General features: G+C 39.6%; 10 protein-coding genes. All 10 read right to left on the reverse strand.

What is annotated here, in order from left to right; all coding sequences use genetic code 11:
• Positions 1-116 precede the first annotated feature (116 nt).
• Positions 117-4,094, reverse strand: a complete 3,978-nt coding sequence (locus tag I585_RS13450; RefSeq protein WP_010742339.1) for a SpaA isopeptide-forming pilin-related protein — start codon at positions 4,092-4,094, stop codon at positions 117-119.
• A gap of 34 nt (positions 4,095-4,128) precedes the next feature.
• Positions 4,129-4,458, reverse strand: a complete 330-nt coding sequence (locus I585_RS13455) for a hypothetical protein (RefSeq protein WP_010742340.1) — start codon at positions 4,456-4,458, stop codon at positions 4,129-4,131.
• 1 nt (position 4,459) lies between these two features.
• Positions 4,460-5,938 (reverse strand): helix-turn-helix domain-containing protein, encoded by a 1,479-nt coding sequence (locus tag I585_RS13460; protein WP_010742341.1) that lies wholly within the window; start codon positions 5,936-5,938, stop codon positions 4,460-4,462.
• Positions 5,939-6,395: 457 nt separating this feature from the next.
• Positions 6,396-7,160: a MurR/RpiR family transcriptional regulator gene (locus I585_RS13465; RefSeq protein ID WP_010742342.1), complete on the reverse strand. Its 765-nt coding sequence runs from the start codon at positions 7,158-7,160 to the stop codon at positions 6,396-6,398.
• Positions 7,161-7,289: 129 nt separating this feature from the next.
• A complete protein-coding gene (locus I585_RS13470; protein WP_010742343.1) occupies positions 7,290-8,627 on the reverse strand; it encodes a 6-phospho-alpha-glucosidase in 1,338 nt (445 codons plus the stop codon).
• A gap of 36 nt (positions 8,628-8,663) precedes the next feature.
• Positions 8,664-10,217 (reverse strand): PTS transporter subunit EIIC, encoded by a 1,554-nt coding sequence (locus tag I585_RS13475; protein ID WP_010742344.1) that lies wholly within the window; start codon positions 10,215-10,217, stop codon positions 8,664-8,666.
• 174 nt (positions 10,218-10,391) lie between these two features.
• On the reverse strand, positions 10,392-10,862 hold the full coding sequence (locus I585_RS13480; protein ID WP_010742345.1) for a PTS sugar transporter subunit IIA: 471 nt from the start codon (positions 10,860-10,862) through the stop codon (positions 10,392-10,394).
• Positions 10,863-11,242: 380 nt separating this feature from the next.
• Positions 11,243-11,488 carry a GlsB/YeaQ/YmgE family stress response membrane protein gene (locus I585_RS13485; RefSeq protein ID WP_010742346.1) on the reverse strand — a complete coding sequence of 82 codons (246 nt, stop codon included), beginning with the start codon at positions 11,486-11,488 and terminating at the stop codon, positions 11,243-11,245.
• Between the two features lie 23 nt (positions 11,489-11,511).
• Entirely contained in the window at positions 11,512-12,093 is a 582-nt protein-coding gene (locus tag I585_RS13490) for an Asp23/Gls24 family envelope stress response protein (RefSeq protein ID WP_010742347.1), read from the reverse strand.
• 78 nt (positions 12,094-12,171) lie between these two features.
• Positions 12,172-12,369 (reverse strand): DUF2273 domain-containing protein, encoded by a 198-nt coding sequence (locus tag I585_RS13495; RefSeq protein WP_010742348.1) that lies wholly within the window; start codon positions 12,367-12,369, stop codon positions 12,172-12,174.
• Between the last annotated feature and the right edge of the window lie 7 nt (positions 12,370-12,376).

Here is a 12,376-nt window from a genome sequence, read left to right on the forward strand (position 1 = left end):
ACACCCGATAATTAGACATGTAATCTAACTATCGAGTGCATTTTGAAATTGATGATGCTCTGAACCTACTCATAATCGTACTACTATTCTAAGAAATAGTAGCACTGCAGAGTAAATTATCCTTGTTGACGTCTACGATTCATCCACATCAACACCGCCAAAAGTCCGATGACTATTAATCCTATTATCGTTAAGACAGTAGATTTGCTTTCGCCTGTCTTAGGATATGTTTTCACTGAATAAGTATGCGACCGATGAGTAACGTGTGGTACCTTCACTGTTAGATTGATCTTTCTTATATTCAGTTTCGTCAATTGGACAAACGATGTCTTGTCGGATATTACAAAGTGAAGCGGTATTTGGTCTAATATATAGCCGTCTGGGGCTTTCGTTTCCACAAGACTATATTTTCCGTTCTTTAATCCGCTGACAGATAAGCTGCCGTTTTTATCGGTAACTAATTTGGTTTGAATCGTCTTTCCGTGATTGTCGATTAATTTGAAGTTTGCGTCGGCTAAAACTTCATTTGTTAACGCATCTCTTTTTTCAAGTCTCACGGTTTTCCCTTTTTCTTTATTGGTCTTAGTCAATTGTTTCTGCGTATTTTCATTGGCTTTGATTGTGAACTTGACCGGAGTTTTATCTAATATATACCCCTCTGGTGCTTTTGTTTCTATTAATTGATAGTTGCCGGCATGCAATTTTTTAATCGCTAATTTCCCATTGCTATCAGTGACCAGATTTTTAAGAACCACTTTATTGTCTTTATCTCTTAGTTCAAAAGTGGCACCGGCTAATTTACTTCCGGTCTCAGAGTCGATCTTTTCTAAAATAACCGCTCCGGGAGTTGCCTTATTCGTTTTTGATACTTGAACCGCAGTTTCCTGGTCTTTTTCAATAGTAAAGCTGACCGGGGTTTTATCTAGTTCATATCCTGTTGGCGCTTGGGTTTCGATAAATTGATACTTGCCTGGAGCTAAGTTATTAACTGCTAGTTTTCCATCTGGTCCGGTAGTTAAGCCGTTTTTTAATGGTGTGCCATCTTGTTTTTCTAATTTAAAGACCGCTCCTTGCAAGTTTTCTCCAGTAGCGTCATCCGTTTTAGTTAGTACAACACTATCAACAGATTGTTTATTGGTCATTGATACTTGAACCGCAGCGTCTTTTCCCGTTTCAATTTTAAATGTGACTGGCGTCTTATCTAAATCGTGACCAGTCGGCGCCTTTGTTTCAACTAGCTGGTACTCTCCTGGTACTAAGTTATCGATTGCTAGTTTCCCATCGGCCCCGGTTGGTAGACCACTTTTTAAAGGTGTGCCATCTCGCTTTTCTAATTCAAAAACAGCGCCTTGCAGGTTTTCTCCACTCGTGGCATCTTTTTTCGTTAATATGACCGCTCCAGTGTCTTTTTGTTTATTCATCATTGATACTTGAACTGGTTTCGTCTGGTCCTTTTCAATAGTAAATGTTAGTGGTGTTTTATCTAGCTCGTATCCTGTTGGCGCTTTTGTTTCTATTAATTGATACTCACCCGGCGCTAAATTATCAATTGTCAGTTTTCCATCTGGCCCAGTTGTTAACCCACTTTTTAAAATGTTATCGTTTTTGTCTCTTAATTCAAAGACCGCTCCTTGTAACGGTGCTTCAGTTTTTGAATCCATTTTAGTCAATATGACGATTCCAGGAGCTTTTTTCTTATTCATCATTGATACTTGAACTGGTTTCGTCTGGTCTTTTTCAATAGTAAATGTTAATGGTGTCTTATCTAACTCATATCCGTCTGGGGCTTTTGTTTCTATTAATTGATAGTCGCCCGGTACTAGATTATCAATCGTTAGTTTTCCATCAGAGCCAGTTGTTAAACCAGTTTGTTGGACTTTTCCATCTTTGTCTCTTAGTTCGAAGACCGCACCTTGCAATGGGGCTTCACTTTTTGAATCCATTTTGGTTAGTACAACGGTTCCTGTCAGTGTTTTTTTGTTCGTCACAGATAGATTGATGGGTGTTTCTTGCCCCTCCTTCACTACAAACGGAATCGGCGTGTTGTCTAAATCGTATCCGTTAGGTGCTTTGACCTCGATAAATGAATAATTTCCCGGATCTAATAATCCTGAATTGATAAAGCCGTTTCCATCCGAGGTTAAGCCTTCAACAATCGTTTTATTGGCGGAATCAACGATCTTAAATTCTGCATTCGCTAACGGATCGCCTGAATCTTTATCTGTTTTGTATAAATAAGCACTACCTGCTAGTGTCGTTGTGACATCATTACTGTAGATTGTACTGCCCGCATAGTTAATAGAGGCTTTATTGACTATTTTTTCACCTGGGACAGACGCTGCATTTGCATACGAGACATCGAATTTTATTGCTGTACTTTCATTTGCATGGATGTCTTTTAATAGTTTATAGGAAATACTATTCTTCGTTTTATCATAGCTGACTTCCGAAATATAGTTAGGATCATACGAAGTCGTCTTATCAAAACGGGTATTTTCTGGCAATGGATCGGTAATAATGGTACCCGCATGAACGACATCGCTTGAGCTGGATAGCGTTAATGAATAGCCGATAGTACCTTTTTTCGATGCCAGTGTTTTTTGATCGACGGTTTTATTTAATTTGATGGCTTGATAATGACTGTCATCAATGATCATTGGAACTTTGCTTTGATTGATTTGCGAGCCATTTTCTAATTCTCGTGCATCATTGTATCTCGTTCCAAAGTCTTTTGCCGTGACGGTAGGGTCCACCGATAATCCATAAGTAATGACATAGGCATCATTCGAGCTGACTCCACCAAGATTGACTGATAAGGACCCATCTGTTGTAGAGATTTTATCCTTAAAATCAGACGTTACATAGGTATAATGTTTTGGTGTTCCATTCGAATTCCATTGATCTACTTTATAAATGTTTATGTGTTTATATGGTGACGCATCGCCTGAAGTGACATCTGTTAATATTTTGTATCCATCATGAAGAACAGTATTATTAGGCAACTGATCATTTACAGTCACGTTGTCATAGCTGTTATGATTATAATTCACGATAATCACAAAATTATTATTGTAGGTATCTGGCGTAGTATCGAGCAAATAAACTTTCTGCCCATTTATTTCGTTATAGGGCAGACCGCTGTATTTAAGAAATGCTGGAGCGCCGCTTTGGGAAGGCTGTGTTTCAGAAGTCTTTTTATCTTCACTGACCCGTTCCCCATTTACGTCTAATTGCACGCCAAAGTTTACTTCCTTAGGAACTGTTTCATTATTTTCAAAATACGGTGCTCTGAATCGGACCTTGAAGGTATATCCTTGAGCAGATGTTTGGTCGATTTTCGTCGAATCGTACTTTACGTTAAGAACATAGTTTCCATTGGCATCTTCACTATATGCTGGTGTACCCAAGGAGAATGGATCTCCAATAACGATTTGATCAGCCAATTGACTTGGGTCCTGAACAATGGTTTTAGGGATAGAAACACTAACCGATCCATCTTTGCTTAGTTTCCCCGCAGAAGTAGAGAGTGTAACATCTAATTCAACTTGCTGCTGTGAGCCGATCGGATTCGTAGCCGTCAGTGTGACACCCGGATCATCGCCAGCTGCCTTAGGATCGGGAGTTAAATTTCCAGCAGCAGGTTGGATGCCAGCCTTTTCAACCGGCGTAGAGATTGAGTTTCCTTCTACAGGTAAATTAGGCGAAACCGCCGCACTGTTTTGGGTAGCTTGGTGACCATCAGTAATGGTGATGGATAGTTCATTTGTTACTGTTGTGCCTGATTTTCCCGCTAGTTTAAATGTACCGGCTTTATTGCCTTTCAAATAAATCTTTTGTTGATTGTCATTGATCGTTTCTTTTTTCACTTCAGAAATCGATCCATCTTTAGTAAATTGAAAATTGCTTAACTGCTCAGGTGTTCCTTGCAGATCTACTGCAAAGGTCTCACCGACTTTGGCCTCTTTTGAAGCAGTGGAAATCTGCAATGACGTATTTGTTGTTTCTGCGAACACCTGCATAATTCCTAACTGTCCTAAAATCATAAAGAAGCTTGCTAGTAAGTAAACTGTTTTATTCAATACCTTTTTATTCATATTCTTTCACCTTTCGTTATGAAAAAAATCTTGATCATCCTGTAAATAGAATCGTCTTAGCCAGATAACTCATTTTCTTGCCTAAACTTGTTGTCTTTGGTGGATCTCCCGACGATGTAGGTTCATTTTCCATCTTGGCAAGCAGCATCTCCAAGGACCCTATATCTGGCACCTTCTTATCAGGGAAGTTTGTTTTTTTCTTTCTATTCGCTTTGACGATCCGAACTTGATTGTCTTCATATTCAACCACTGCCGGCAATGCTGTATCCTGACTATCGCTTTTTTCCTGTTCAAGGAAGCTCCAGACAAAAAAGGTTGGTTGAACAATCAGCCACGTTCCAAATAAAATAAATCTTTTTTTCATTTTACTCACCTGTATCTTCTAGTCTTTTCATATCCCTATTGAGTAATCGTTCTTTTTTTACTTGGACGATTGAATCGCCAAAAACCTCCCAATCACTGGGAGCCGGCGGATTTTTCCAAACAATTTGTTTTCCTTTGAAGCGAGGAACAACACAGTTGGATACTAAAATTTCTGTATGGCTCGTCAGCCGATCCCCTATCGCTAAGTTCAGGTCTTTAAATCCCTCAATTTGCTTAATAATGAACTTCGTATATTCCTTTCCTTGTGAAAAATCAACGAACACATCGATCGGCTTCTCCACTTGCTCTGGCGGAAGAATATCCAGCAAAATAAACAAATAGTCATAAAAAAAACGAACCATTTGTCCATTGAGATCCTGTTGCTCTTTAGGAAGATGCTCTTTGATCACGCCCCAAATAATTTCAGAGTAAACGGGATAGACTTCATTGACCGATTGTATTTGTTTGTTCGTTGAAAAACTGGAGGTATAGAAGCTGTATATCGCGTGCCGCCTGTTTGATTGCCTGACCCTTTGCCTATAGGAATGACTGATTTCTTCGGGAAGCTGGATTTGATATTTTTCTTCTACTTGATGAAGGATCTGGGTACTGATCTGCTGGCTCTTAGTATCAATCGTTGCAAAATAGTCAAACTTAAATTCAATTTCATCCGCTTTTCTCAGTAAGCCTTCCACATACAAGAACATTAATAGATAGGACAATTCATCAACTAATTTATCCGAGTCAACTTGAGTATACGCTGACAGCTGATTCAACTCTGCGGTTTGAAACACCTTGTTAGAAGACAAAAAAGAATCATCAAGCGAACGATCATTCTTGCAACGAACCAAACTTAGTGCCGTTAACACCTTCAACTTGCCCTTTTGCGTCGGAGTCAATCGCAAATCAAAGTGGAACGTCAAAAACTCAATGACTTTTTTTGCCGCCTGATTGATCGAATCAGAAAAGGGGCAATAATACCCATTCAATGCTTCAAAGATGATCGTACTGATACTATTTCGAATCATAAGTTCATCCCCTGCAAACTTGCCCTTTTTTATTTTTATCCCCAGTGGTTTAAAAAAGGTGATCAGCTGTTTGCGTGCAGCATAAGCTTTTGACGTACTCAAGAAATGCTCTTGCGCGTATCCATCAATCGTCCCTTGCCCTTCCAGCAAATAGATCATCAGCGGAAAAATATGACTCGTCTCAAAATAGTGAATCTGTAAGAGTTTGATCACTTTCAAATCGATATCCTGAAGCTGTACCACATCGTCTTGTACGATTACTTTCGAATCAAAGCCGTTATTGTGCAGGTCATAATTGATATTATGGATATATTTTTTAATTTTAAACGTGGATTGACCGGTTAACTCTTCCAGCTTTGATATAGAAATATACTCATCAATCGTCAGATCTAGCAGCCGAACAATAAACAATTGGTATCGTTGTTCTTCATCTAGCAATTCATAGATATCCAATTCTATTCTTCCCTCTCACTCGTCTATATATTTTTAAGAATTCAGCCTTATCTCTGACAACGAAAACAGTGCAGAGAATGGCAAAAAAGTTTTTTTTAGTACGAGAATAACACAGTTGTTATGTTTGCTCCTAACGATAACTAAGCAGCAGATTAGCGGCTAATGGCCCATTTTCTTGTTCGCAGATTGCGTTTTCCTCCCATTTGCTATCTTATGACATAATGGCGTTTTAAATTGAGCAATGTGCCACTATTTTTTTTTATTTTTTCGTCAAAAGTAAAATATTAAAAAAAAATGTCCTGTTCAAATTTTTTTACCCATCTGAGAAAAATTTTATTTTTGACTACGCAAAAAAGAAGAACTCAAAAAAAATGAGTCCTTCTTACCTTTAGAAACTATCAAAAAAATCCGCCGTCTTTTTTACAGCTGATACTTTATTTTCTCTAGCCGGATCTTCCTACTTACCTCGACAATAATCGACATAACCAAAAGCAAAGGCTTCAATCAATAAAAAGAAAGATGATGAAGTCTGCAGCCACCAATCAGTCGGGTTGGGACTGCGGCTGCTGGAAGCATAAAGGGAATAATCGGATCGGCCAGATAATAAATTGTTTTGCATATTCGTGATTGATACGATCGTTGAACGATAGGTTGAAAGAACATTTAGAACATTAAAGAGATGCTGATTCTCACCAGATAATGACAAGACAAAAATAAGATCATCTTCGGTAATGTTTTCCATGATTCGCTTAAACTCATTGGATTGTGAAGATGCTGGAATCATTTGTGCTGGTTTTCCAATTAGAAGCAGTAAGCGTTGCAATTCTGCTGCTTGGTTCTGCTGCTTAACACCGGTTCCTAATAAATACACATTTCGGCTTTTTTCAAGTGCACGATAGATTGTCTCCCAGTTGTTATCTTCGAGATATTTTATCGTACGTTCCGCGTCAGAAAAAATCCTTTTCTTGAAGGTCGTGTCCTTCACAGCCTCGTTCGGATTATTCTGCCATTTCAAAAAATTGCGCAATTCACTAAAACCAGTAAAACCCAGCTTCTGTGTAAAGCGGATCACTGAAGATTTTGAGGAGTGGCAGATTTTCGCAAAATCGTTGGTCCCCATCGTCGTCATTTCATTCGGATGGGCACGGATGTAGTGAACCATTTGTATATCAACCTCATTTAATGTTTCATAATGCTGATTGACAATATCGGAAAAAAGCATAACCATCCTCCTTATCCTTTATTCTTATTTTACCTTACAAAAAAACGATTTCAACTTTCCTAAAAAGATTCTCGATAGAAAAAAGTATTAATGATCGTTTCCAATCATTAATACTTCCGTTGGCGATTACTAATTTAATTCCGGCCACCAGTTACCGTTGGCGTCGATCATTTCATCTAAAATTTGTTTGGCGACAGAGGCTGACGGAACTGTCTTGGAGAGCGTCATCGCTTGCCATAATTTTTGATAGGATTTCTCTTCAAAGGCATCCACGACTAGTTTTTCGACCGCGACTTGCTGCTCGATCATCCCCTTTTGAAAATGAGGGATTTTTCCCATGCATAAAGGTTCATAGCCGCGTTTGCTGACGATACAAGGTACCTCGACCATCGCATCGTCGGCCAAATTAACGATTGCACCTTCATTTTTGACGATTAAAAGCATCCGTTCATAGGTATTATATGCCAGCGCACCGGCCAATTGAACGATAAATTCTGCGTGCTCACCGGCTTCAATCGTTGTATCTTCTGCTGTCTGAGCAGCCGCGATTCTTTCACACTCCGCGAAAACATTTTTTTCACGATTGTCCATTACTTCATTGGCCCGCGTATGATTTGGGTCCGTGTGGGCCACGACATAATCAGGATACAAGTAGTATTTTAAGTAGGTATTCGGTACGGTCGTTGGATCAACGGCATAAACATCTTTAGCTTTTTGGAATGTGTCCATCCAACTATTTTCTTCCAATAATGGATTTCCTTCACCCTCAGCCGCCGCATAGCCATATTTTGCCACGTGTTCTTTCAGTTTCGGCATCAGATCGTTGCCCTGCTTGTCAGTCATTTCAGTCCACCAGCCAAAATGATTCAATCCGTAATAGCGATCAACGATATCACTTTCGCTTTCTAAACCGACAATGTCGGCGATTGATTTTTTGATTGCAACAGGCATATCACAAATGTTAATGATTTTCGCATTCGGACGCATTCTCCGTGTCGCTTCTGCTACGATCGCAGCTGGATTAGAATAATTAAGCATCCAAGCATCCGGCGAATATTTTTCCATATAGTCGATCAATTCAACGACCCCTGGAATAGAACGCATCCCATAGGCCATCCCACCAGGTCCACAGGTTTCTTGACCAACGACACCATATTTTAACGGAATTTTTTCATCCTTTTCCCGCATTGATAGACCACCGACACGGATATGTGCCATCACAAAATCAATATCCGTAAATGCTTCCTCCGGATCCGTTGTTGCTGAAAATTCGATTTCTGGTGCGCGTTCTTTGACGATTACTTCGCAAGCTTTTGCGACAATATTTTGACGATCTTCGTCATTATCGTAAAATTTTAATTTGCGTAAAGGAAATTTATCCTGATTTTCAATTAGCATCATGACGATCCCTGCGGTATAGGTACTTCCTCCGCCTGCAATTACAACTGACTGTTTTTCCAACATCATTCTTCTCTTCCTTTCAAAATAACCACTGCTTAATTTTTATGGTTCACTCATTCCTAGTCTTTCGCAGATATCCTCTTTAAATCCTTGAACCCCCATACCAATAATCACTTGGACATTCGTTCCATTCAAAACGACTCCCTTTTGCTGAGAGATTTTCTCTAGTTGAGCAGAATCTACTAACGCTTCATCTTTGACGGTCACTCGCAATCTGGTGAAACAGTTTGAGATGCTCTCGATATTCACTTTTCCTCCTAGACCCGCAACTACCAAATCAAAGTCATTGCCGCCATCGACTGAAAGTTCACCATTCGAAATGGTAGCCAAAACGGCATCTTCTTCCGTGTCATCCTCTCGGCCAGGAGTTTTGATATTCAATTTATTGATCAATAGAACAAAAACAAAGTACCAGATGACCGACATGATGACGCCGACAATAATCACTAAATAAAATTTGGTGACTGACGGACTGAAAACAGAATTTGAAACGACCGTATCAATCAATCCGTACAGCATATACGTTCTCGCTCCGATTCCCCAAAGAATCGTTTCTGAAACGGCCGTCAATAAACTGTGGATCAACCACAATAACGGCGACGCAAATAGGAATGAGAAATCTAACGGCTCAGTGATCCCTGCAACGGCCGCCACAAACATGGAGGGCAAGATCATTCCTTTCACTTCTTCTTTGCGGTGTTTTTTTGCACAATGGATCAACGCTAAGGAAACGGCGATCGAGCCGAATATTTTTACAAACCCAAACGTTGCGAACCTTAAGGACGGATCCAAAGTCGTGATTGATCCGGCATTCGCCATTTCTGCATAAAAGATATTCGCCGCGCCATTGTAAACCTGTCCGCCGATTTTTGCGGTTCCGCCTAAAGCGGTAAAACAAAACGGCATCCATAATAGGTGGTGCAGCCCCGTTGGAATCAAGAAACGATTTCCGAATGAATAAATGAAGACGCCTAATAATCCAGTTGTCAAAATAAATCCTGATAAGGACGAAATCCAGCCGTTTACTACCGGCCAGATATAGCTCATGCCGATCGCCGTCACTAAAATGACCGGGATCAAAATCATAAAGGAGAAACGTGAGCCGCCGTAGATGCTTAAGAAATCGACGAACTCTTTATCTGAGAAACGATTGTGAATAAAAGCTACGAGACAGCCCACCAACATTCCTAGAAAAACGTTCATATCCACAACCTGAAATCCTAAAACAACCGCTTGACCGGTCCCAAAAAGTCCCATTCCACCCGCTTCAGCCAATTGATTCGTTAACGTCAGCCAAGCATTGTTGGCCGCCAAAAAGAATAAAAATGCGATCAATGATATAAGTGCTGCCTCAACTTTTTTCTTTTTTGCTAAAGACGCTGTGATTCCTACACAAAAGATCAATGCCAAATTATTTAACATGCTGTCCATCATCGTCTTGATCAATCCGCCAAAGGTCTGTAAAACATTCGGCATGAATTCCAATTGTAAAATAACAGAAATTGCCAGGAATAACCCCATCACCGCCATGAACTTGACTGGAACGATCACCGCTCTGGAAAAGTCCTGCATTGTCTGAGAAAATTTACTTTTCATCTTTTTTCTCCATTCGTTTTATTGAGTATACGTATCTCTTGACCTTAGATTAACAACTTATGAAACCAGTTACAATCCTTCATAGGCTCTTTGGACCCAAGTCCACGGTTAGGAACCAGAAATCGGCGAAATAGTTTTTAATAACAAATATGTCAACTTGATAGAAAACGCCACTTAGTTGAGAGTCATTGCCAATGTTTCCCCAGCCGTCATCTCTTTCAAATTTGAAGGAATTTCTAATGAGAGACCCTTCGTTTCCGTTACAATCAGCATGACCGTATTTTTTAGCCCAGCTTTCTTAATCACTTGAGAATCAAACTCTATCAATGAATCCCCCTGCCGGACTTTCTCACCTTCCTTTACCAAAACATTAAATCCTTGATTCTGCAGCGAAACAGTATCGATCCCAACATGAATCAACAATTCACAGCCATTTTTTAACCGCAGACCCAGTGCATGACGCATACGTTGATTTGCACTGACTACCTCGGCATCTGCCGGAGCGACGATCCTGTCCTTAATTGGTTCAATAGCGAAGCCTTGTCCCATCATCCCACTCGAAAAAACTTCGTCCTCGACATCTCCTAACGCAATAAATTCTCCACTGATTGGCGCATAGATTTTTATTCTCTTCTTACAAAACATTTTGTCTCCTCCTTTGCTCCTATAAATGTAAATGGTATCCGAATCGCATTCAATGCTGTTTCGCAGTTATGGACCCAAGTCCAAAAACGGGAACAAAAAACGAGCTCTTCATGATTCCTGCTTGAACGGACGCACTACAAAAAAAGAAGGAAAGCACATGACATGCTTTCCTTCTTCCATGATGATTGAGCTTTAATACCTAATTGTTTTTTTGTCTTGTCTTTTCTATATAAGATAGAAGTCTTCTTCGGGGGAAACACTCTGTAAATCTAACGCATGCGTTTTGGGTACAAGCTTCACAGTGGAGCTGTATCTTTTCATTTACAGGTTCTCTGCTTCTGTCGATCTCGTATCATTAAAAGTCAATATATAGTAGAAACTTATTTCGATCTTCCTAAGAAGAATGAAACAATTAAGACTAGAATGATCGCACCAATAATTGACGGTACGATTGCCATACCAGCTAATGAAGGTCCCCAAGAACCTAACAATGCTTGACCTAAAGCTGAACCTACTAAACCAGCTACGATATTTGCGATCCATCCCATACTATTTCCTTTACCAGTGATCGCTCCTGCGATTGCACCGATAACTGCTCCGATAATTAATGACCATAATAAACCCATGATAAATTCCTCCTATTAAATAATTATTTTACTCGTGATTCACGATTTTCTTCGATTTTTTCTTGTGCTTTATCTGTTCCGCGGCTGACAGCGCCTTTAGCTTTGTCTGTTTGTTTTGACGCAAACTCACCAGTTGTTTTCGCAGCGCTGGTTACTTTGTCTTGAACCGTTTCACTGTCTTCTTCGTATTCTGCTTTTGATTTGATGTCTACTACATGAATGTTCACTTCAATAACATCTAAATGCGTCATTTTTGCTACTTCGTCACGAATTACTTCTCTAATGCGATCAGCGATCTTAGGAATATCGCGTCCGTATTCAATGACAACATCCATGTCGACAGCCACTTGTTTTTTACCGACTTCTGTTTCAATACCGGTAGTAACGTTGTCTGTATTCACTAGTTTTTCTGCAATATTTGAGAAGAAACCGCCGTCCACTGTTAACAATCCATCAATTTGTTCAATAGCCGTACCGACGATTTTTTGAATCACTTTGTCCTCGTAAGTCAAATCGCCTTTCACTTCTGAAGAGCTGTTTGCATTGGTTTGTCCAGATACCGCTGCTTTCTCGTTTACATTTTTGTTTCCATAATTGTTTTCCATTATAAATTCCTCCTGTTTGTATAAAATTAGTTGTTTCACATGCTAGTCCATCAATCTTATTTAGGAGCGGATAACCATTTAGTTATTCCTGCGGCTAAAAAAATCGTCTAGTAAGTTTGTTTGTTCCAAATAATAACCAAGTGCTGTGCCTAAACCCGTTAACAAAACAATCAATAGCGTTTTGAAAAAACCGATAGACACAAGTAATATCGCTAAAATCAAGCCAACGACCCCGAAAATAATCGGGAGTTTGTAGTGTTTAAAGATATCTTTCATATGACTC

The organism is Enterococcus malodoratus ATCC 43197 (assembly GCF_000407185.1).
In the GTDB taxonomy this organism is placed as follows: Bacteria; Bacillota; Bacilli; order Lactobacillales; family Enterococcaceae; genus Enterococcus_A; species Enterococcus_A malodoratus.